General features: G+C 73.8%; 18 protein-coding genes. 6 read left to right on the forward strand and 12 right to left on the reverse strand.

What is annotated here, in order from left to right:
- Positions 1–338 precede the first annotated feature (338 nt).
- Positions 339–1,658, forward strand: a complete 1,320-nt coding sequence (locus tag QMF98_RS14980) for a bifunctional o-acetylhomoserine/o-acetylserine sulfhydrylase (protein ID WP_337973721.1) — start codon at positions 339–341, stop codon at positions 1,656–1,658.
- 4 nt (positions 1,659–1,662) lie between these two features.
- Positions 1,663–2,895, forward strand: a complete 1,233-nt coding sequence (gene metX / locus QMF98_RS14985; RefSeq protein ID WP_337973722.1) for a homoserine O-acetyltransferase MetX — start codon at positions 1,663–1,665, stop codon at positions 2,893–2,895.
- A 454-nt stretch (positions 2,896–3,349) separates the two neighbouring features.
- On the opposite strand, the gene QMF98_RS14990 is transcribed toward metX, so the two are convergent.
- Positions 3,350–5,335 carry an ABC transporter ATP-binding protein gene (locus QMF98_RS14990; protein WP_337973723.1) on the reverse strand — a complete coding sequence of 662 codons (1,986 nt, stop codon included), beginning with the start codon at positions 5,333–5,335 and terminating at the stop codon, positions 3,350–3,352.
- Positions 5,332–7,065 (reverse strand): ABC transporter ATP-binding protein, encoded by a 1,734-nt coding sequence (locus tag QMF98_RS14995; protein ID WP_337973724.1) that lies wholly within the window; start codon positions 7,063–7,065, stop codon positions 5,332–5,334. Before QMF98_RS14995 ends, QMF98_RS14990 begins: the two co-directional genes overlap by 4 nt.
- A 234-nt stretch (positions 7,066–7,299) precedes the next feature.
- Between QMF98_RS14995 and QMF98_RS15000 the strand changes: the two genes are divergently transcribed.
- From QMF98_RS15000 to QMF98_RS15010, 3 genes are all read left to right on the forward strand, one after another.
- Positions 7,300–8,031: a maleylpyruvate isomerase N-terminal domain-containing protein gene (locus QMF98_RS15000; RefSeq protein WP_337973725.1), complete on the forward strand. Its 732-nt coding sequence runs from the start codon at positions 7,300–7,302 to the stop codon at positions 8,029–8,031.
- A gap of 99 nt (positions 8,032–8,130) precedes the next feature.
- Entirely contained in the window at positions 8,131–9,099 is a 969-nt protein-coding gene (locus QMF98_RS15005) for a zinc-binding dehydrogenase (protein WP_337973726.1), read from the forward strand.
- Positions 9,096–10,058 (forward strand): alpha/beta hydrolase, encoded by a 963-nt coding sequence (locus QMF98_RS15010; protein ID WP_337973727.1) that lies wholly within the window; start codon positions 9,096–9,098, stop codon positions 10,056–10,058. Before QMF98_RS15005 ends, QMF98_RS15010 begins: the two co-directional genes overlap by 4 nt.
- Before the next feature lie 9 nt (positions 10,059–10,067).
- Here the strand turns inward: QMF98_RS15010 and QMF98_RS15015 are convergent, their stop codons facing one another.
- Both QMF98_RS15015 and QMF98_RS15020 read right to left on the reverse strand, forming a co-directional pair.
- Positions 10,068–11,513, reverse strand: a complete 1,446-nt coding sequence (locus QMF98_RS15015) for a restriction system modified-DNA reader domain-containing protein (protein WP_337973728.1) — start codon at positions 11,511–11,513, stop codon at positions 10,068–10,070.
- An 80-nt stretch (positions 11,514–11,593) separates the two neighbouring features.
- Complete coding sequence (locus tag QMF98_RS15020) at positions 11,594–11,902, reverse strand: thiamine-binding protein (RefSeq protein ID WP_337973729.1); 309 nt, start codon at positions 11,900–11,902, stop codon at positions 11,594–11,596.
- Positions 11,903–12,300: 398 nt separating this feature from the next.
- Here QMF98_RS15020 and QMF98_RS15025 point away from each other — a divergent pair, with 398 nt between their 5' ends.
- Positions 12,301–12,705: a type II toxin -antitoxin system TacA 1-like antitoxin gene (locus tag QMF98_RS15025; protein ID WP_337973730.1), complete on the forward strand. Its 405-nt coding sequence runs from the start codon at positions 12,301–12,303 to the stop codon at positions 12,703–12,705.
- Between the two features lie 131 nt (positions 12,706–12,836).
- Here QMF98_RS15025 and QMF98_RS15030 read toward each other — a convergent pair whose 3' ends face one another.
- The 8 genes from QMF98_RS15030 to QMF98_RS15065 form a co-directional block, all read right to left on the reverse strand.
- The gene (locus tag QMF98_RS15030; protein WP_337973731.1) at positions 12,837–15,737 is read right to left on the reverse strand and encodes an FAD-binding and (Fe-S)-binding domain-containing protein; all 2,901 of its coding nucleotides are present in this window, start codon (positions 15,735–15,737) and stop codon (positions 12,837–12,839) included.
- Positions 15,738–15,807: 70 nt separating this feature from the next.
- Entirely contained in the window at positions 15,808–16,617 is an 810-nt protein-coding gene (locus QMF98_RS15035) for a hypothetical protein (protein ID WP_337973732.1), read from the reverse strand.
- 107 nt (positions 16,618–16,724) lie between these two features.
- On the reverse strand, positions 16,725–17,234 hold the full coding sequence (locus tag QMF98_RS15040; protein WP_337973733.1) for a DUF6318 family protein: 510 nt from the start codon (positions 17,232–17,234) through the stop codon (positions 16,725–16,727).
- 381 nt (positions 17,235–17,615) lie between these two features.
- Positions 17,616–17,858 carry a hypothetical protein gene (locus tag QMF98_RS15045; RefSeq protein WP_337973734.1) on the reverse strand — a complete coding sequence of 81 codons (243 nt, stop codon included), beginning with the start codon at positions 17,856–17,858 and terminating at the stop codon, positions 17,616–17,618.
- Complete coding sequence (feoB, locus tag QMF98_RS15050) at positions 17,858–20,011, reverse strand: ferrous iron transport protein B (protein WP_337973735.1); 2,154 nt, start codon at positions 20,009–20,011, stop codon at positions 17,858–17,860. The genes QMF98_RS15045 and feoB overlap by 1 nt, the downstream gene beginning before the upstream one ends.
- A complete protein-coding gene (locus QMF98_RS15055) occupies positions 20,008–20,298 on the reverse strand; it encodes a FeoA family protein (RefSeq protein WP_337973736.1) in 291 nt (96 codons plus the stop codon). The genes feoB and QMF98_RS15055 overlap by 4 nt, the downstream gene beginning before the upstream one ends.
- Before the next feature lie 202 nt (positions 20,299–20,500).
- Positions 20,501–20,938, reverse strand: coding sequence for an OsmC family peroxiredoxin (locus QMF98_RS15060; RefSeq protein ID WP_263732388.1), 438 nt, complete (start codon positions 20,936–20,938; stop codon positions 20,501–20,503).
- Between the two features lie 70 nt (positions 20,939–21,008).
- The gene (locus QMF98_RS15065; RefSeq protein ID WP_337973737.1) at positions 21,009–22,157 is read right to left on the reverse strand and encodes an ATP-binding protein; all 1,149 of its coding nucleotides are present in this window, start codon (positions 22,155–22,157) and stop codon (positions 21,009–21,011) included.
- Between the last annotated feature and the right edge of the window lie 11 nt (positions 22,158–22,168).

Below are 22,168 nucleotides of genomic sequence, written 5' to 3' on the forward strand. Positions count from 1 at the left end.
GCAGGTGAACAGTTGTCCAGGTGAGGTTCGCCCGCGGGGCCGGAGTTCACCCGGTCCGCCGTGGACGGTCGGAGTCCGAATGATGAGACGTCGGTTTCACGAGCCGGGACGGTGCCCGTAGGCTCCCTGCCATGTCCCGCCGAATGTGTCGCTGACCAGCGCACGTTCGGCTGTGCCCGCGGGCCGGTCGCGCCCCCTCTGGGACGCTCCCCCGCCTCGAGCCTCGGCTCGCACGTGCGCCACACCCCCGAGCACCACCCCGGGACGGTCGTCGGCTGCACTCCCTGTCCCGGGTCGCCCACCCACCCGCAGGACCGAGAGCAGGAGCGAGCACGACGATGAGCAACGAGAGCTGGAACTTCGAGACCCGCCAGATCCATGCCGGCCAGGTGCCGGACCCGACGACGGGCGCCCGCGCCCTGCCGATCTACCAGACCACGTCCTACGTGTTCGACTCGGCGCAGCAGGCCGCCGACCGGTTCGCGCTCAAGGAGCTCGGACCGATCTACACCCGCATCGGCAACCCGACCCAGGAGGTCGTGGAGAACCGGGTCGCCTCGCTCGAGGGCGGTGTCGGCGCCCTGCTGGTCGCGTCCGGCCAGGCTGCCGAGACGTTCGCGATCCTCAACATCGCGGAGGCCGGTGACCACGTGGTGGCCAGCCCGTCGCTGTACGGCGGCACGTACAACCTGCTGCACTACACGCTGGCCAAGCTGGGCATCGAGACGACGTTCGTCGACGACCCGCACGACCCCGAGTCGTGGCGCGCGGCGATCCGCCCCAACACCAAGCTCTTCTACGCCGAGACGATCCCCAACCCGAAGTCCGACGTGCTGGACATCGAGACGGTGGCCGGTGTGGCCCACGAGTACGGCGTCCCGCTGATCGTGGACAACACCGTCGGCACGCCGTACCTGATCAACCCGCTCCAGTGGGGCGCCGACGTCGTCGTGCACTCGGCCACCAAGTACCTGGGCGGGCACGGCTCGGCCATCGGCGGCGTGATCGTCGACGGCGGGTCCTTCGACTATGCGCAGCACCCCGAGCGGTTCCCGAACTACAACACCCCGGACCCGTCGTACAACGGCCTGGTGTTCGCCCGCGACCTCGGCGTCGGTGGCGCGTTCGGCGTCAACCTCTCCTACATCCTCAAGGCCCGCGTGCAGCTGCTGCGCGACCTCGGCTCGGCGGTCAGCCCGTTCAACGCCTTCCTCATCGCGCAGGGCATCGAGACGCTCTCGCTGCGCGTGGAGCGGCACGTGGCCAACGCCCAGAAGGTCGCCGAGTGGCTCGAGGCCCGCGAGGACGTGCTGGGCGTGCACTACGCCGGGCTCGAGTCCTCGCCGTGGCACGCGAACCAGCTGAAGTACGCGCCGCGCGGTGCCGGTGCGGTGCTGGCGTTCGAGATCGAGGGCGGTGCCGAGGCCGGCAAGGCGTTCGTCTCCGCGCTGGAGCTGCACTCGAACGTGGCGAACATCGGTGACGTGCGGTCGCTGGTGATCCACCCGGCGTCGACGACGCACAGCCAGCTGACGCCCGAGGAGCAGGCGCTGTCCGGCGTGACGCCCGGCCTGGTCCGGCTCGCCGTCGGGATCGAGCACATCGACGACATCCTGGCCGACCTCGAGGCGGGCTTCCGCGCGGCGAAGGGCGCCTGACCTCATGTGTGCCGACACGCCTCGCCCGTCCGCCGACCGTGCCCACCGGTCGGCGGGCGGGCGGGCGTCGTCCACCAGCCGGATCCCCCCGGCGCTGCGCCCGCCGGTGCGCGCGACGGCCGCCTGGCGAGAGGGTGACCCGGTCGGCAACCGCCGGTTCGCCGACCTCGGTCCGTTCGCGCTCGAGTCGGGTGGCCGGCTCCCGGCCGTCCGGCTCGCCTACGAGACGTGGGGCACCCTGTCGCCGTCGGGCGACAACGCGGTGCTGGTGCTGCACGCGCTGACCGGCGACTCCCACGTCACCGGCCCGGCCGGCCCCGGTCACCCGACCGAGGGCTGGTGGTCCTCCCTGATCGGCCCCGGTGCCCCGATCGACACCGACCGGTACTTCGTCGTCGCGCCCAACGTGCTGGGCGGGTGCCAGGGCTCAACGGGTCCGGCATCGCTCGCGCCCGACGGCCGGCCGTGGGGCAGCCGGTTCCCGCTGCTCACCGTCCGCGACCAGGTCGCCGCCGAGGTGCGGCTCGCCGACCTGCTCGGCATCGACCAGTGGGCCCTGGTGATCGGCGGCTCGATGGGCGGTCACCGGGCGCTCGAGTGGGCCGTGTCCGCGCGCGAGCGTGTGGCAGCCGTCGCGGCGATCGCCACCTGCGCCCAGACCTCCGGCGACCAGATCGCCGGCTTCCACACCCAGCTCGCGGCGATCACCGCCGACCCGGGGTACCGCGGCGGCGACTACTACGACGCGCCCGACGGTGCCGGCCCGCACGTCGGCCTGGGCATCGCCCGGCAGATCGCGCACCAGACCTACCGGTCGGCGCAGGAGCTCGACGAGCGGTTCGGGCGGATCCCGCAGGGCGGTGAGGAGCCGCTCGAGGGCGGCCGGTTCGCCGTCCAGTCGTACCTCGACCACCACGGCGACAAGCTGGCGCGGCGGTTCGACGCGAACACCTACGTGACGCTGACCCGCACGATGATCACCCACGACCTCGGCCGCGACCGGGGCGGGGTCGAGGCGGCCCTCGCCGGCGTGACCGCGCGTGCCCTGGTGGTGGCCGTCGACTCCGACCGCCTGTTCACACCGGCGCAGTCCGAGCGGATCGCCGCCGGAATCCGCGGTGCCGGCCCGGTGCGGTACGTCCGCTCCGAGTACGGGCACGACGGATTCCTCATCGAGGAGGACCAGGTCGGCGCGCTCGTCGCGGACTTCCTCGGCGACGACGTCCGCGTGCGCTGACCCGGACCGCCGCGCGAGACGGCAGCCTCACACCGGCCCCGAGGCCGACTCGGACCCGCGCCCGGTCGCAGCCCGTCCCCGTCCCGGACCCGCCCGCGGTCCTGTCCGGGACCCGGTCGTGGCCTTGTGCCGGTCGCGGTCTTGTCCGGGTCCCGGTCGCGGCCTTGTCGCGGCGTCGTCCCAGTCCCGGAGAGACATATCGCGGTGTACGCCCGATGTACGTACGCCGGGCGTACACCGCGAAAACACAGGCAGGCCCCCCGCGTCCGCCGGCCCTCGCAGGTCTCGGCCGCCGCACGGGTCGGCCGTCGCAGGTCTCGGCCGTCGCACGTGCCTGCCGTCGCACGTGCCTGCCGTCGCCCGTCCCTGCGGTCGCACCTCCCTGCCGTCGCACACCGCGGCCGGCCCGCGTTCGCGCCATCGCGCGGCCGGACCGTCGCCGGCCCGGGCGGGATCAGGCGTCCGCCTCCACCGCCGCCCCCGCGAACTGCGACTGGTACAGCCGGTAGTACGCGCCCATGGCGGTGATCAGCTCGTCGTGCGTGCCCTGCTCGACGATCGCGCCGTGCTCCATCACCAGGATCAGGTCGGCGTCGCGGATGGTGGACAGGCGGTGGGCGATGACGAACGACGTCCGCCCCTCGCGCAGCGTGGCCATCGCCCGCTGCAGCAGCCGCTCGGTGCGGGTGTCCACCGAGGACGTGGCCTCGTCGAGGATCAGCACCGACGGCTGCGCGACGAACGCCCGCGCGATCGTCAGCAGCTGCTTCTCCCCTGCCGACAGGTTGGCGGCGTCCTCCTCGAGCACCGTGTCGTACCCGTGCGGCAGCGAGTGCACGAACCGGTCGACGTACGTCGCCCGCGCGGCCTCCAGCACCTCCTCGTCGGTGGCGGACTGCCGCCCGTACCGGATGTTCTCGGTGATGGTGCCGGCGAACAGCCACGGGTCCTGCAGCACCATGCCGGTGCGTGCGCGGGCGTCGTGCCTGGTCAGCGTGGCGATGTCCTGGCCGTTGACCAGGATCCGGCCGCCGTCCAGCTCGTAGAACCGCATCAGCAGGTTCACCAGCGTCGTCTTGCCGGCACCGGTCGGACCGACGATGGCGACCGTCTGGCCGGGGTGCACGGTGAACGACAGGTCCTCGATCAGCGGCTGGTCGGGGCTGTAGGAGAAGTGCACGTGCTCGAACTCGATGGTGCCGTCACCGTCCGCCGGTGCCGGAGCGGGGATGGTGTCGGGGCTCTGCTCGTCCTCGTCGAGCAGCTGGAACACGCGCTCGGCGGAGGCCGTGCCGGACTGCACCACCGCGGCCATACCACCCAGCTGGGACAGCGGCTGGCTGAACATCTGCGCGTACTGGATGAACGCCTGCACGCTGCCGAGGCGCATCGACCCGTTGGCGACCATCAGCCCGCCGAGCACCGCGATGCCGACGTACGTCAGGTTGCCGACGAACGACATCCCCGGCCAGATGATCCCTGAGAGGAACTGCGCCGAGAACGACGCCTGGTACAGCTCCTCGTTCTCCGCCCGGAACCGCTGCTGGAACTCGGCGCGGCGGCCGAACACCTTGACCAGCGCGTGTCCGGAGAACGACTCCTCGACGCGGGCGTTGAGGCGACCCACCTTGCGCCACTGGATGCCGAACGCCTTCTGCGACTTCGGCCCGATGATCCCGAAGATCACGCCCATCAACGGCAGGGACACCAGGGCGACCAGCGCCAGCTTCCAGCTGATCGAGAACATCATGACCAGCACGCCGATCACGGTCAGCACCGAGGTCAGCGCACCGGACAGCGACTGCTGCATGGTCTGCGTGATGTTGTCGATGTCGTTGGTGACGCGGGAGATCAGCTCGCCACGCTGCACGCGGTCGAAGTACGCCAGCGGCAGCCGGCTGATCTTCTCCTCGACCTGCTCGCGCAGCCGCCACATCGCCCGGACCATCACCACGTTGATGACGAAGCCCTGGCCCCAGGTCAGCAGCGCACCCGCCAGGTACAGCGCCAGCACCGTCAGCAGCAGCCGGCCGAGCCGGTCGAAGTCCACGCCCGCACCCGGCACCAGGTGGTCCATCGCCGCCACCATCGCGGCCAACCGGTCCTGACCCTGCGCGTGCAGACCCGCCACCGCCTGGGCCTGCGTCATGCCGGGCGGCAGCAGCCGGGACACGAAGCCGGTGAACACCACGTCGGTCGCCCGGCCGAGCACCCGCGGTGCGAGCACCGTCAGCACCACGCCGGCCGCACCCATCAGCGTGACGGCGACCAGGGCGACCTTGTACGGGGCCAGCAGCCCCAGCATGCGGGTGAAGGACTCCTTGAAGTGGTCCGCCTTGCCCGGCGCGACGGCGGCGCCGAACGTGTCGGACGCGAGCCTGGCCTGCTCACCGAGCTCGATCTCGAGCTTCTCGTCCTCGGTCAACGTCTGGTCGCTCATGCGCCGGCCCCCACAGCGAGCTGGGACTCCGCGATCTCGCGGTAGGTCTGGTTGGAGGCGAGCAGCTCGGTGTGGGTGCCCGCACCGGCGATGTGCCCGTCCTCGAGCACGAGGATCGCGTCGGCGTCGGTCACCGTGGAGACGCGCTGGGCGACGACGATCTTGGTGACCTCCGGCAGCTCGCGCCACAGCGCCTGCCGCAGGCGGGCGTCGGTGGCGAGGTCCAGCGCCGAGAACGAGTCGTCGAAGATCAGCACGGCCGGCCGCCGCACGATCGCGCGGGCGATGGCGAGCCGCTGCCGCTGACCGCCGGACACGTTGGTGCCGCCCTGTGCGATGCGGGCGTCGAGGCCGCCGTCCATCTGCGCGACGAAGTCGCTCGCCTGGGCGATCTCCAGGGCCTTCCACAGGTCCGCGTCGGTCGCGTCGTCCCGGCCCAGCCGCAGGTTCGACGCAACGGTTCCCGCGAACAGGAAGGGCCGCTGCGGCACGAGGCCGATCTGCGACCAGAGCGCCTCCATGTCGGCGTCCCGGACGTCGACGCCGCCGACCCGCACGGTGCCGCCCGTCGCGTCGAACAGCCGCGGGATCAGCGACACCAGCGTCGTCTTGCCCGCACCGGTCGAGCCGATCAGGGCGACCGTCTGGCCCGGGCGAGCCGTGAAGGAGATGCCGGACAGCACCGCGTGCTCCGCCTCGGGGTAGGAGAACGTCACGTCGGTGAACGCGACCTCGCCCGGCGTCGGCAGCCGGTGCACCGGCTCGGCCGCCTCCGTCAGCGTCGAGCGGCTGGCCAGCACCTCGCTGATCCGCTCGGCGGACACGGCGGCGCGCGGCAACATCACGGTCATGAAGGACGCCATCAGGACGCCCATGAGGATCTGACCGACGTACTGCATGAACGCCAGCAGCGTGCCGATCTGCACCTGCCCCTCGTTCACCTTGATGCCGCCGAACCAGATGACGCCGATGACGGTGACGTTCAGCACGAGCATGACGAGCGGGAACAGCGCGACGAACAGGGAGCCGATCTTGCGGCCGACGACCATGATGTCGGTGTTCGCCAGCCGGAACCGCTCCGCCTCGATCGTCTCGCGGACGAACGCCCGGACCACCCGCACGCCGGTCAGCTGCTCGCGCATGATGCGGTTCACGGCGTCGAGCTTGAGCTGGTAGGACCGGAACAGCGGCACCATGCGGCTGATGACCAGCCCGGCGATGATCAGCAGCGCGGGCACGGCGACCGCGATGATCCACGACAGCCCGACGTCCTGCCGCAGGGCCATCACGATCCCGCCGATCGCCAGCAGCGGGGCGCTGACCAGCATCGTCGAGCCCATCATCGCCAGCATCTGCACCTGCTGGACGTCGTTGGTGTTGCGGGTGATCAGCGACCCGGCGCCGAACTGCGAGATCTCGCGCTCCGAGAAGCCGCTGACCTGGTGGTACACCTCGTCGCGGATGTCCCGCCCCAGCTGCATCGACGCGCGCGCCGCGAGGTACGTCGCGATGATCGCGGCCACGATCTGGCCCAGCGACACGGCCAGCATGAAGCCGCCGGTGCGCCAGATGTAGCCGGTGTCGCCCGCGGCCACGCCCTTGTCGATCACGCCAGCGTTGAGGCTGGGCAGGTAGAGCATCGCCAGCGCGGACGCCAGCTGGAACACCAGCACGCCCGCGAGCAGCGGTCGGTACGGGCGCAGGTAGCGCCACAGCAGTCGTGCGAGCACGGGTGTCTCCAGGGGAAACGGTGGGCTGGTCGAGGTGTCCGCGGACGACGAGGGACCTCAGCGAGACCCCCGTTCACGCTCGCCGTCAGCGTTCCACACCCCACCGACACGGCCGCAAGCCCTTATGCCCTGGGCGTGATCGCCGTGCTGGCCCCGTCCTCGACCCGTGCTGGACATCTGCCCAGCCGGCGGACCTGGCAGGCGATCGGCGCGCACCGAATGCAGCATGTGGTCATGCCGCTGCCCGCCACCGAGATCGCCCTGCTCACCGACACGTTGGCCCGCCAGTGGCGCCGCGTCCGCACCTGGGTGGGGGACGCGGTCGGCGACGACGTGCAGGGAGAGCCGTCGGTGCTGCCCGGGTGGACGGTCGCCGAGCTCGTCGCGCACCTCGCCCGGGCCATGGATGCCCTGGCCGTCTGCGTCCCGGCCGAGCCGACGACGGTGCCGGCCACGTTCGCGGAGTACCTCGGCAGCTACCCGGACCGTGCCGAAGAGGTCGCTGAGACCGCCCGGATCATCGCGCGGCAGATCGAGGACGCTCCGCTGCAGTGGGCGGACGCCCGTGCGACGGCCGCGCTGCACGAGGCGGAGACGCTGGGGCCCGACGACGTCGTCGTGCAGGGCCGCCGCGCCCCGGTGCTGCTGAGCACGATGCTGGTGTCCCGCATCCTCGAGCTGGTCGTGCACGCGGACGACCTGCTGCGCTCGGTCCGCCGCGTCCGCGGCGCCGACGCCGCGCCCGACCCCGTGGACCCGGTCGCGCTTCACCTGGTGGCCGAGGAGCTGCTCGACATCGTCGTCGCGCGCGGCGGCTGGGACCTCGAGGTCGCGGACGCGCGGACTTGGCTCCGGCTGGCAGCCGGCCGGGTCCCGTACGACGTCGACACGCTCACCCGCGCGCTGCGCCCCCGCTTCGCGTCCGACGCGGTGCCCGACCTCGGCCGGATGCTGCCGCTCCTCTGACGTCCTGCCCGGTCGCGGCGCACCCCGGCCCCGGCGCACCCCGGACCCGGCGCACCCCGGGCCGGTGGGCGCCTCGCGGCCGCCGCTACGGTGACTCCCATGCTCGCCGCGTACGCCGCCCGGTCCGACGCCGACGACCCGCTGACCGCCCTCGAGGTCGGGGAGCGTCCCGACCCGCAGCCGAGGGACGGCTGGACCGTGGTGACCGTCAGGGCGGCGGCACTGAACCACCACGACCTGTGGTCGCTGCGCGGCGTCGGCCTCCCGGCGGAGCGGCTGCCGATGATCCTCGGCACGGACGCCGCCGGGACCACCCCGGACGGGCGCGAGGTGATCGTGCACGGCGTGATCGGCGGGCCGCACGCGCCCACCGGTCAGGCGGTGCCGGCCGACGAGCCGCGCAGCCTGCTGTCCGAGCGCTACCCCGGCACGCTCGCCGAACAGCTCCTCGTCCCGACGGCCAACCTGGTGGACAAGCCGGCCGACCTGTCCTGGGAGCACGCCGCCTGCCTTCCGACGGCGTACCTGACGGCCTACCGGTCGCTGTTCCGCAGCGGCGCTGCGACGCCCGGTCAGCGGGTGCTGGTGCAGGGCGCGGGCGGCGGGGTGGCGACGGCCGCGGTGCTGCTCGGCGCCGCCGCCGGGCTGGAGATGGTGGTGACCAGCCGCGAGGCCGCCAAGCGGGAGCGCGCGCTGCAGCTCGGTGCGGCCGAGGCGGTGGAGACGGGCGCGCGGATCGGTCGGGTGGACCTCGTGCTCGAGACGGTCGGCGCGGCGACGTGGGCCCACACGATGCGGTCGGTCAAGCCGGGCGGCACGGTGGTGGTCGTCGGGGCCACCACCGGCGAGCCCGCCCGGATGGACATCAACCGGCTGTTCTTCCAGGAGATCTCCGTCGTCGGCGCCACCATGGGGTCGCGTGACGAGCTGGCCCGCCTCGCGGCGTTCTGCGCCCGCACCGGCGTACGCCCGGTGATCGACCGCACGTACCCGCTGACCCAGGCGGCGGACGCGCTGGCACGGCTGGCGGGCGGGGGTCAGTTCGGCAAGATCGTCGTGACCCCGTGAGCCGCTGGCTCCCCGACGTCCTGGGCGACGGGTTCGAGGCGCGCACGCTCCACCTGGCGCCGGACGACGAGGGCGACGTGGTGGCCACGCTGGTCCGCTACGCGCCGCCGACCGACGAGCCGGTGCGGCCGTCGCGCGTGGTGCTCTACCTGCACGGCTGGTCCGACTACTTCTTCCAGACCGAGCTCGCGCGGTTCTGGCACGCGACCGGCGCCGCGTTCTACGCCCTCGACCTGCGCAAGTACGGGCGCTCGCTGCGTGAGCACCAGACGCCCGGCTACGTCGACGACCTGCGGGTGTACGACGAGGACCTCGAGACAGCGCTCGCCGTGCTGCGCGCCGACCACGGGAACGCCGCCCGGATCATGGTGATGGCGCACTCGACCGGTGGGCTGGTCGCCGCCCTGTGGGCCGAGCGGCATCCCGATGCGCTCGCCGGGCTGGTGCTGAACAGCCCCTGGCTGGAGCTGCAGGGCTCGTCGGTGGTGCGGCACATCTCGGCACCCGCGATCGGCCGCCTCGCGCGGTACCAGCCCAAGACGCCCCTGCCGAGCATCGACCCCGGCTACTACGCCCGCACGTTGCGGGCACCGGACGGTGAGTGGGAGTACGACGACACCTGGCGGCCGGTGCCGTCGTTCCCGGTCCGTGCCGGCTGGCTGAACGCGATCATCGTCGGCCACGCCGCCGTCGCCCGCGGGCTGCACATCCCCGCGCCGATCCTCACGCTCGCCTCGGCCCGGACGGTGATCAGCCCGCGCTGGAGCGAGGACATGCGTCGATCGGACGTGGTGCTGGACGTCGAGCTGGTCGCGCGCCGCGCGGTGCAGCTCGGTCCCGTGGTGACCGTCGTCCGCATCCCGGACGGGCTGCACGACCTCACGCTCTCCGCACCACCGGTCCGCGCGCGGTTCTACGCGGAGATCGACCGCTGGCTCGCGGCCTACGGCTGGTCCTGACCGGGGACCTCAGCGACCGGCGGCGTCGGCCAGCGTGGGGCCGCCGACGCCGAGGCGCCAGGCACGCCACCCGTCGACCAGCCCGTCGACGCCGGCAGCGCGCGCTGCCGCGGTGTCCGGGTCGGCGAACACCGACCCGTCGGGCAGCTGGATCAACCCGTCGGCGCGCAGCATCGCCTCGAACCGCTGCCCACGCCGCTCACGCACCCACACCAGCAGCGTCACCGCCTGCCGGCGCTTGGCCAGGCTGGTCAGCTCGGGCATGGGCCACTGCCGGTCGGGCAGCTCGGGGCTGCGGGGCGCCGACGCCGCGACGGACGGCCGTACATCGCCGCCCGCCGGCAGGAACTCCGGCGGCGCCTCGAGGCGAGGTGCCGGTGGCTCCGCCGGTGCGTACGCGGGCGGTGCGGGCCGCTCGCGACCGGCGGGTGCGGAGCCTGCGGTGGTGGAACCGGCAGGGGACGACGACGTCACGCCGGCCGCCGAAGCCGGAGCTGGGACCGGAGCCGGAGCCGGAGCCGGAGCCGGAGCCGGAGCGCCGGCGTACGGCAGCGCCGGATCGGTGGGGAACGACAGGTCGATGCTGGTGGGGTCCACCGGTGCCCGGTGCGACGTCACGCGCGCCGGCACGGCCTGGGCCGTCGGGAGCGATGCCTCGGTCGGGAGCGGTGCCTCGGCCGGGAGCGGTGTCTCGTGCGGGGTGGGGATCGGCGCCGTCGACACCCGGTCCTCGCGGACGGGCGCCGACCACTCGCCCCCGCCGCCGAGCCGCTCGTCCGGCACGCCGGCGACCGCCGCCCGGACCAGGCGCAGCGCCGTCGGCTCGACAGGCCGACGCTCCCGCTCGTGCACCGCCAGCGGGGACACGTCCAGCAGGCGGCGGTCGTCGGAGCCGCGCATCACACCGACCTGCAGCACGGTGATGCGGGTGTCGGCGGCTCGCAGCGCGCCGAGCGCATCAGCCGTCTCGGCGGCGACCTCCGCGCACAGCAGCACCACGCGCACGTGCGGGCGGTCGGTGGTGGAGGGGTGGAACGACACCTGCTCGCGGAAGCCCGCGTAGTCGACGGTGAACCGGGTGGGGTCGGCGTGGTAGGCGCGGGCGAGGTCACCGGAGGTGAGGCGTGCCGCGGTGCCGGCATGCCGGAGCAGCGTGACCAGGGCGTCGTCGTCCACCACCTGCATCGCCTCGACCAGCACGGGGTTGCCGGCTGCGTCCAGCGCCAGGAGCTCGGGCCCGTCGGCGTGCTCGGGCAGCACAGCCCGGGACCGCACGCGGAACAGCGGTTCGCCGACGACCACCGGCAGGTGCTCGTTGAGCAGTCCCCGCAGCTCGGCGACGAACGAGGACGCCAATGGCTGCATCGGCTGCAGCAGGCGCGCGCGCCCGTCGTCCATCTCGAAGATCGGCATCGCCCCGGGGCCCTTCTCACCGTCCGCCACGGCGTCGGACAAGGATCCCACAGCACCCTGCCCCGGCCGGGGCGCGACGCTGCTCCGTCCGAGCGAATCTCAGCCGACGGAGCCGCCTCCGGTCAGCCCGCGGCGCCGCCCTCGCCGAGCAGCCGCTCGACGCGCGCCACCTTGCCGTCGATCTCACCGCTGTGCCCGGGCCGGATGTCGGCCTTGAGCACCAGCGCCACCCGGCCGGCCCCGCGCCCGGCGGCCTCCGTCGCGCGCTTCACCACGTCCATCACCTCGTCCCACTCCCCCTCGATGGTGGTGAACATCGAGTCGGTCCGGTTGGGCAACCCCGACTCGCGGACCACCCGGACGGCCTCGGCCACGGCGTGCGACACGGAGTCCCCGGTGTCCATCGGGGAGACGGAGAAGGCGACGAGCATGTCCCCACCCTCCCCCGCCGACCCCCCGCCGTCCACCCACTGACGGAGTGCCGACGACCCACTTCTCCCGCCTGACCCGCCCGGGCCCCGCCGGCTGAGCCTCCCCGTGTGACGGCAACGACGCGATGGACACCGACGTGCCGCCGCCAGACCGCGGTGGTGTTTTCGGCTGTACGCCCGGTGTACGCACACGAGGCACACACCGAAGAAGGGCTTCCCGCTCCCGGCCGGTCGCGGCCTCGGCTGCCGCGCCCCGTCCGTGACCGATCCACAGCCCCGGCCGCCGCCCGAAGCCACCCCCGGAGGGCTGTCCCTGGGCCAGCCGGGCCCGCTCATGGCCCACGGTGATGGCGGCGCCAGCTGGGGCGCCGTCAGGAGACCGAGGAGGTGAGGACGGGTTGACGAGCTGGGCCTCGGAACCGGAGGAGGGCCCGTGGGCGGTTCGGTCCGCACGGATCTCGCTGCGCCTGCAACCGGCGGCGCTCGAGGCGCTGCGGGCCGCGGCCGAGCTGCGCGCGCAGGACCTCACGTCGTTCGTGCTCGGTGCCGCCCTGGACCGGGCGGCCGACGTGGTGGGGCGGGAGCGGAACAGCCGGCTCCAGCTGGCGCTGATCGCCGAGGACCCGGCGCGCTACCGAAGGGACCCGCGGATCCCGGACGATCCCGATCTGGTGGCGATGGTGGCCGAGGCGCTCCTCGCCCGGGACCGCCGACACCCCGGCGACGTGCCGACCGTGGACCCGACCCCCCGTCGAACCGCGACGGCACCGAGGGACCGCGACGTCGACCCCGCCGCCAGGTGAAGGACAGTCGCCGCCCCCGCGCACGCGGTCCCCCCGCACACCAGTCGCCTCGTACACGCGGCGGTCCCGCCCACGCCGGCCGCCCCCGCGCGCGGCGACCTCACGCGGCGCCTTGCTCCGCGGGTGATGGGTCAGGCGTCGGCGTGGGTGCTCGTGGGGAGGTGGGACGCGAGGAGCTGGGCGAGGTGGACGCCCTGGACACCGGCGAGGTGGTCGGCCTGGGTGCGGCAGGAGAAGCCGTCGGCCAGGTAGACGTCGCCGGGAGCGGCGGCCCGCAGGGCCGGCAGCAGGGCGTGCTCGGCGACCGCGACGGAGACGTCGTAGTGACCGGCCTCCATGCCGAAGTTGCCCGCCAGGCCGCAGCAGCCTGCCAGCTCCGAGAACTGGGCACCGGCCTCCCGCAGCAGGGTGCGGTCGGCAGTCCAGGTCATCACCGCGTGGTGGTGGCAGTGCGGCTGGACGACGGCGGTGACGCCGGAGAGGTCGGGCACCGTCCAGCGGTCCCCGGGGCCGATCGGCGCCGGTGCCGTGAGCAGCTCGGCCAGCGTGTGGGTGGCGCGAGCGACTGCGGCGGCGCGGGGGTCGTCGGGAAGCAGGTCCTTCAGGTCCGAACGCAGCACAGCGGTGCAGCTCGGCTCCAGGCCGACGATCGGGATGCCGTTCACCGCGAACGGCGCCAGCACGCCGAGCAGGTGGCGCAGGCGGTCCTTGGCACCGTCGAGCTGCCCGGTGGTGATCCAGGTCAGGCCGCAGCACGCGTCGTGGTCGGGGACGATCACCTCGTACCCGGCGGCGCGCAGGACGGCGACGGCCGCGCGCGGGACGTCGGGGGCCAGCGAGTCGCTGAACGAGTCGGTCCACAGCAGGACTGGCGGGCGACGGGCCGCCCGCTCGGCCGGCGGAGGCGTGCCGGCGACGACCACCTGGTCGCGACCCTCGGCACGGGCCCACGCCCGGAACGGCCGGTCGGCGAAGGTCACCATCTGCCGTCGGGGGTCCATGCCGCCTGCGCGCAGGACGGTCCGAGCCAGGGGGCGGATCCGGAGCGCGGCGTTGACCAGGGACGAGACCCCCGGCACGGAGGTGACCAGCCGGGTCCAGCGGGGCAGCCAGCCGAGCACGTAGTGCGACACCGGACGCAGCTTGTGCCGGTAGGCCCGGTGCAGCACCTCGGACTTGTACTGAGCCATGTCGACGCCGGCCGGGCAGTCGGACGAGCACGCCTTGCACGCCAGGCACAGGTCGAGGGACTCGCGGACCTCCGGTGCCGACCAGCCCCGCGACACGAGACGGCCGTTGGCGAGCTCCTGCAGCACGCGGGCGCGGCCGCGGGTGGTGTCCTTCTCGTCGTGCGTCGCCTGGTAGCTGGGGCACATGAAGTCGCCGGCCGCCGTGTTGTCCGCCCGGCACTTGCCGACGCCGACGCAGCGGTGCACGGCTGTGGTCAGGTCGCCGTCGTCGTGCGCGAAGGAGAAGCCGACCGCACCCAACCGGGCCGCGGCGGGTCGGCGGAGGTCGGCATCGATCGGTCGGGGGCGGACCAGCACGCCCGGGTTGAGCAGGTCCTTCGGGTCGAGCAGCGCCTTGAACTGCTCGAACAGGCCGATGGCCGCCGGCGAGTACATCACCGGCAGCAGCTCGGAGCGGGCCCGGCCGTCTCCGTGCTCGCCGGACAGGGAACCGCCGTGGGACGCGACCAGGGCGGCGGCGTCCTCCATGAAGGACCGCAGCGGTCCGCCGGAGTCCTCGAGGGGCATGTCCAGACGCAGGTGCACGCAGCCGTCGCCGAAGTGGCCGTAGGCCATGCCGTCCACGTCGTGCCGCTGCATCAGCGCGGACAGCTCGCGCAGGTAGGTGCCGAGATGCTCGGGCGGGACCGCGGAGTCCTCGAAGCCGGGCCACGCCTGTGCGCCTGAGGAGGTGCGGCCGGCCAGACCCGCGCCGTCGGCGCGGATGCGCCACATGGCGGTCGCCTCGGGGCCGGGCGGGAACAGGCCGACGGCGTCGGTGGCGGCATCGGCTGCGAGCGCGCGAGCCGTCGACAGCGCCTCGTCCAGCGTCTCGCCGCCCACCTCGACGAACAGCCAGCCGCCACCCTCCGGCAGGTCCGGCACGGCAGCGGCGCCGCGGACGCGGCGCACCACGTCGACCAGCCGGGCGTCCATCCCCTCGATCGCCAGGGGGGCGTGCGCCAGCAGCGCCGGGACGTCGTCGGCCGCCACCGCCATGTCCGGGTAGCCCAGCACCACCAGCACGGGTGCCGCGGCTGTCGGGACGAGCCGGACGGTGGCTCCGAGCACCGTCACCACGGTCCCTTCGGTGCCGACCAGGGCCTTGGCCAAATCGGTACCGCGCTCGGGCAGCAGGTGCTCCAGGGAGTAACCGGACACCTGGCGGCCGAAGCGACCCAGCTCGGTGCGGATGGTCGACAGGTTGGCTCTGACCAGGGCATCGAGGCCGGGGACCGCGTCGAGCGCACCGGCACCGGCCCCGGCCGTGAACCGCCGACCGGTGCCGTCCACCACGTCGAGGCTGATCACGTTGTCGCTGGTCCGGCCGTACGCGACGGCGTGCGGACCGCAGGCGTTGTTGCCGATCATCCCGCCGAGGGTGGCGCGGGTCCACGTCGACGGGTCGGGGCCGAACCGCAGGCCGTGCGGCGCCGACTCGCGCTGCAGCGTCGCCATGACGGTGCCGGGCTGGATGCGGGCGGTGCGAGCCTCCGGGTCCAGCTCGAGCACGCGGTTGACGTGGCGCGACCAGTCGAGGACCACGCCGGGGCCGATCGCATTGCCCGCCACCGAGGTGCCGGCGCCGCGGGACGTCACCGGGATCCCGAGCTCGCGGGCGACGCTCAGGGCGGCGAGGGCGTCGTCCTCGTCGTGCGGGAAGACGACGACGCGCGGCACGACGCGGTAGTTCGAGGCGTCGGTGGAGAACTCGGCGCGACGGCGGGCGGAGTCGTCGACCTCGCCGCGCACCGCCGAGCGGAGCCCGGCGACGAGGGCGTCGGTCGCAGTCGCGGTGGCCACGGCTGGCAGTCTCGCATCGCCTGACGGGCGGCGGACGGCGTGCCCGCTGAGCGGTCAACCGCGTGGGGTGTCAGCTGCAGCCCGGGTCGTCGGGGTACTCGGTGCAGGTGCCGGCGACCAGGTGGGCGCGCAGCTCCTGGACCTCGAAGGGGGCGCTGGTCGCGGTGGTGGTGGCCGTGCCGGCGACGGCGTGCCAGACGGTGCTGCCGACGACGCGGTACCGGCCCGTCCAGGTGGTGGTCAGGGTGATGGTCCGGGTGCCGAGCCGGCGGTAGACGTGGCTGGTGTCGTGGTGCGGCCACGGTGCGCCCGGGCTGGTGGTGGTCAGCGGCGCCGACCCGTCACCGAAGTCGTAGGAGAACCGGCTGGGGGTGGCCTCGACCTCCATGGGGTACCCGAGCAGGTCCGTCGTCAGGTGCACCACAGCGGGGTCGGTGTAGACGATCGTCTCCTTGTTGACCAGCACCCAGCTGCGCGCCGGCTGGACGTTCAAGGTCGGCGCCGGCAGCGGTAGACGGCGGAAGTCCTCGGCGGTCATCGGCGGGACGACGTCCTCCGGGCAGCCGTACCCGCGCACCAGCTGCCACGGCAGGCCGGTCCAGGGGACCGTGACCGCGGGTCGGGTCTGGCGCCAGAGCGGCAGCGTCGGCTGTCCGGTGTCACACACCAGCGGACGGCGGGTGGCGTTGTTCGCGGAACATCCCGGAAGCGCCGGATCGCCCCCGACGACCTCGCCGACGGCCGGCCCCGGCTCCGGGTTCGCGTCGGTCGACGAATCGCACAGCGGCGCCTGCATGTACCGCACCAGCACCCGGTCCGGCGCCGTGCCCCGTGCGGCCGCCACAGCCTGCGCCGCCTCCCACGCCGAGAGCTCGACCATGCCGCCGCTCGCTGCGCCGCCAAGCCGGGTCGTCCCGCCGTCGCCCGTACCTCCGGTGGCGACTCCAAGCGCCAGAGCCACAGCGATCACGGGGGAAGCGACGTGACTCACTCGGAAAGCGCCTTGTGATCGATGCCCCGAACGGTCCAGGAACCGTTCTCGAAGAGAACGACCATGTCGACGGAGTTGCCGCCCGAAGCGTAGTCATCGACAACCGTTCCCATGGAGTCGACTGTTTGCGATCTCGCTTCGTGGGTGACTGCCTGGATCTCGAAGAACCGGCCTACCGTGACCTCCGTTCCGCGAATATCGCGGACGTCGAGGTTCCCGCCTTTAACGCGCTGGCCTGCTGCGACCCTGGCTCGCACTTCCGCGCTCGCCTCTGAGCAGAAGGTGCACTGTGGGTGGCTCAGAGCATTCCACTCGGTGAGGTCAGCCGTTTGGTACACGTACGGGTACAGGAGCAGGAAGTACGTGGCAATCGCCTTGGCACCCTCGAGGGTGGGCGGCTGGTCCAGTGCGTCCGGCCGGGTGGGTGCCACACCGTCGGGCAGTGGCCCGAGCGTTGACAGCACTGTAGGTGTGGGCGTGGCGGACGGCGTCGTGGTCGGGGACACGGTCGGCGCCGTCGTGGCCCCCCAAGGGGACGCACTGGGAGGCCCGTCAGGACGGCCCGGTGCGCAGCCCGCGAGGGCCGCCCCGACCAGCAGGACCGCGACGAGCGCACGCGCGAGCGGACGAGAACCTGGGGGCATGCCCGGAATGTACTGGTTGACCCCAGTCACAGTGGGCGATTCACCCGGTTCTGTGGACCACGCTCCGGCGAGACGGCGGACGCGCCACCACGAGCTGAGCACTCTGCATCCGGACGAGCAGTTCGCACTGCTCACGTGGGTGCGAAGTGCTCTTCTCGGCTCGACGGCCGGGCCGAGGACACCGCCGGCCGAGGACACGGTGGACCGAGGACCGGGGTGGCCGAGGACCCGGGTGGCCGGGCGTCAGCGGGCGAACGGGCAGCCGGCGCAGGCCAACGGGTTGACGGTGGCGGTGCGGCAGCCGGTGCCGCAAGGCGCGGCAGTCCGCCCCGACGACTCTCCCCCGGCGCGCAGCACCAGGCCGATCCGCTCCGCATGGTCGAGGGCGGCGTGCACCAGCCCCTCGTCCACACCGAGCACCGCCGCGACCCGCTGCGGCGGCAGGCCGCGGCCGGTCTCGCGCAGCACCTGCGTCAGCACGCTCATCAGGCGCCCACCAACCGGGAGCCGAGCTGGAAGGCCGCCACCGCCAGCAGCCAGGCGATCACCAGCGAGCTGCCGACGGACACGGCCGTCCAGCGCGCCCCGAACAGCCGGCGCTGCTCGGCGACCGTCGCCAGGCACGGCGTGTACGCCAGCACGAAGACCATGAAGGCGAACGCGGCGGACTGCGGTGCACCCCCCGACGTCCGGTCGAACGTGGCGCGCAGCTGGGCGCCGAGGTCACCGCCCGACGTCGCCGAGTTGCCGCCGGACGACGAGGCGCCCGACGACGACGTACCCGACGACGAGATGCCGGACGAGGCCGTCGTCGACGCGCCGCCCCCGGTCGGGTCCTGGACGGCGTACGTCTGCGCCATCGAGCCGACCACCACCTCCTTGGCGACGAAGCCGGTCATCAGCGCCGAGGAGGCGTGCCAGTCGTCGAACCCGGCCGGGGCGAACACCGGCGCGATGCCGGCCGCCACCCGCCCGTACACGCTGTCCGCCACCGGCACCTGGGCCACGGAGTACCCGGACGTCGCCGGGATCGCCATCAGCACCCACACGGCGGACAGGGTGATGACGATGATGGTCCCGGCCTTGGTGACGAAGGCCCGGACCCGGACCCAGGCGGACGTGCCGATCGCCCGCAGGCGGGGCCGCTGGTAGGCAGGCAGCGCCAGCACGAACGGCTCCCGGCGCAGGTCGCGGAACGCCGTCCGGCGCAGCAGCAAGCCGATGCCGATCACCAGCAGGGCCGAGAGCAGGTACATCGCCAGCACGGCCAGCCCGGCGTGGCCGGGGAAGAACGCCCCGGCGAGCATCAGGTACACGGTCAGCCGCGCGGTGCAGCTGGTGAACGGGATCAGCAGGCCGGACAGCAGCCGCTGGCGGGCGTGCGGCAGGGTACGGGTGGCCGAGAGGGCGGCGACGTTGCAGCCGAAGCCGACGACGAGCGGCAGCACGGCACGGCCGTCGAGCCCCAGGGCCCGCATCGCCCGGTCGGCGACGAACGCGGCACGGGCCAGGTAGCCGGAGTCCTCCAGCAGCGCGACGGCGACGAACATCAGTGCCATCAGCGGTGCGAACGACAGGACCGTGGCGACCCCGGCGAGCAGACCGTCGACGACGAACCCGCCGACCCACGGCGGTGCGCCGCCGAGCCAGCCGTGCAGCAGCCCGCCGAACCAGCCGACGACGAGGGTGTTCACGCCGTCCATCAGCGGGGCGGCCGCCGTGGTGGCGAGCTGGAACAGGCCCCACATCACCGCGAGCAGCACCGGCACGCCGACCCAGGGCCGCAGCAGCCAGGCGTCCACCCGGTCCGACCACGTGCGCACGGCACCGGCCGCCGCGCCCGACCGTGCGCCGTCGGCAGCGGCTGCCGAACCGTCCGACGGCGCGAGCCGAGCGAGCACCTGCTCGACCCACTCGAACAGCTCGGCCGCCTCGGCCAGCCGCGGGTCGAGGTCGTCGGGGTCGAGGTCGTTCGCCAGGTCCTCGTCGAGCACGAGGTCGTCCGGCGCGAGGTCGTCGGGCCCCGCCGCGCGCGACGCACCAGGGCGCACGACGAGCCGGACGGGCGGCCCGTCGAGCGCCGACCGCACCGCGCCGACCAGGGCGTCCACACCCGCACCCGTACGCGGGTCGAGCCCGACCACCGGCACACCGAGCGCCGTCGCGAGCGCCTCCGGGTCGACGTCCACGCCGCGGGCGGCCGCCACGTCCCGCATGGTCAGCCCCACCAGCACGGGCATCCCGGCACGGGCCACCTGGCCGACGAGGTACAGGGACCGAGCCAGCGCCGAGGCGTCGGCCAGCACCACCACCAGGTCGAGGGTGCCGAGCGGCCCGGAGCCGGCGACGGCGTCGGCCGTCACCTGCTCGTCCGGCGTGCGCGCCAGCAGGCTGTACGCACCCGGCAGGTCGACGAGCAGCGCACCGGCCGCCCGCCACGGCCCGGTGGCCAGCTCGACGGTGGTGCCGGGAGCGTTGACCACCTGTTGGCGGGAGCCGGTGACCGCGTTGAACAGGGTCGACTTGCCGACGTTGGGGCTGCCGACCAGGGCGACGGCCGCCTGCCGGGTGCCGGGCCCGGTGTCCCCACCGCGGCGTGCCGCCAGCGTGGCGACGTCGGACGGCTCGTGGCAGCTCATCGGGCGGCCACCGCGGTGGCGTATCCCGAGCCGGTCGGTGCGGGGGCGGGCACGGGCGCGCCGGCCGTCACCGGCTCGACGGTGATCCGTGCGCACGTCGCCGAGTCGAGCGCGAACCGGTCGGCGCCGACGGCGACCACCCGGCCCTGTGCCCCGACGTCGTGCGTGACCTGCACCAACGCCCCGGTGCGCAGGCCGAGCTCACCGAAGCGGAGGCGTGCGGCGGGGTCGACGTCCACCCGCACGATCCGCGCGACCGTCCCCGCCCGGCAGGCTCCCAGCTCCATACCCTCACGCTAACTAAGGGTTGCCTTGCCTCATAGGACAGTGGTCCCGAGCCCTGAGACGAGGCGGTGAGGTGAGCCACAGCGCGGTGCAGCGCGGTGAGCCGAGCCGCGAGGGAAGGGCACACGGAGCCGCGCACGACGACGGCGCCGGCCCGCGGGTCTGCACCTGCCGGTCGGCGCCGTCGTCCCGGCGTCCGGGTGATCAGATCAGCGCCGCGTCCAGCGACACGGTGGTGCCGGTCAGTGCCTTGCTGACCGGGCAGCTCGCCTTCGCGTCCTCGGCCACCGCCTGGAACCCGTCGGCGTCCATCCCGTCCACCTCACCGCGCACGGTGAGCGTGATCCCGCTGATCCGGAAGCCGCCGGCCGGGTCCGGGCTGAGCCGCACGTCGGCCAGCACGTCGAGGCTCCTCGGCGTGCCGCCCGCCTGCGCGATCAGGGCGGACAGCTGCATGGCGTAGCAGGACGAGTGCGCGGCGGCGATCAGCTCCTCGGGGCTCGTCGTGCCCTGCGCGTCGTCGGAGGTGCGCCGCGGGAACGAGACGTCGTACCGCCCCGCCTTGGAGCTGAGCAGCTCGACGTGGCCGCCCCCGTCCTCGAGGCCTCCGGTCCAGTCGGTGCGTGCGCTGCGCGTGGCCATCGCAGATCTCCTTCGTGATGGGAGTCCGGGCGCGGGTCGGCGCCCGGCTCCCACGCTAGGAGTCAGCGGGTCAGCGCGCGCGCTCGAGGTGGCCGGTGATCACGTGCGACGGTGCCCCGGCCGCCTCGAGGGCCCAGGCGGCGCGCGCGTGCAGGGCCCGGCGCTGCTCAGCGGGCAGGTCGTCGTACAGGGCGGTGCGCACCACGTCGTGCCGGAACGCCAGCCGGTCGCCGCGAGCCGCGACCAGCCCCGCCGCGAGCGCGTACCGCAGCGTGCGCCAGCAGGTGGTGACGTCCAGCGCCGCGAGGGCGGCCAGGTCTGGCACGACGAACGAGGTGCCGAGCACGCTCGCCTGCGTCAGCAGAGTCCGCACCGACGCGTCGACGTAGGCGACGTGCCGACGCACCCGCGCGTCCAGCTCCGACTGCCAGCCGGAGCCGGTCAGCTCTGCCGTGCCGTCCGACGTGGTCAGGGACCCGGTGGCCGCCGCGGCGGCCAGCACGTCGCCGACCAGCCGCGGGTTGCCGCCCGTGGTGGCCAGCACGCCGCGCAGCACCGGGCCAGGGGTTCCCCCGACGGTCCGCTCCACGAGGGTCTGCACCGCCGGCGTGGACAGGGGCCGCAGCTCGACGTTGCGGGCGCCGGCCCGCACCCAGGCGGCGACCAGGTCCTGCACCTCCCGCCGGTGCGGTACCGGCCGCAGGGTGAGCACCACCAGCACGCCGGGCAGCGGCGCCTCGTGGGCGAGGCGCGTCAGCACGTCCAGGGTGGCCGCGTCGGCCAGGTGCGCGTCGTCGAGCAGCAGGGCCCACGGGTGCTGCGCGCCGCGGCGCAGCGCCACGGTGGCGACCAGCTCGGCGATGCGGCGTGGCGCCGGCGGCTCGTCGGACGCCGCCAGCAGCGCCGCGAGCTCCGCATCCTCCGGTCCCGCCGGCCACACGTCCGCACGCGGCGCGACCAGCTGACGGAGCGTTCCGTACGGGGCCGTCGCGGCGTCGACCCGCACGAGCACGGGCTCGACCGCGACCAGCCGTGCGCCCGGGACCAGGGCGGCCAGGAGGGCCGACCGGCCGATGCCGGCCTCGCCCTCCAGCAGCGCGGCGGCTCCTGCACCGCCAGCCACCGAGGTCAGCAGCCCGTCGATGTCGTCCAGCTCACCGGCTCGACCGACCAGCGCACCCGGACCGGGCCCCGGCCCCGCTGGATCCCCCTGGTCCACGGGCCGATGCT

It is taken from the genome of Cellulomonas sp. NTE-D12 (genome assembly GCF_027923705.1).
Taxonomy (GTDB): Bacteria; Actinomycetota; Actinomycetes; order Actinomycetales; family Cellulomonadaceae; genus Cellulomonas.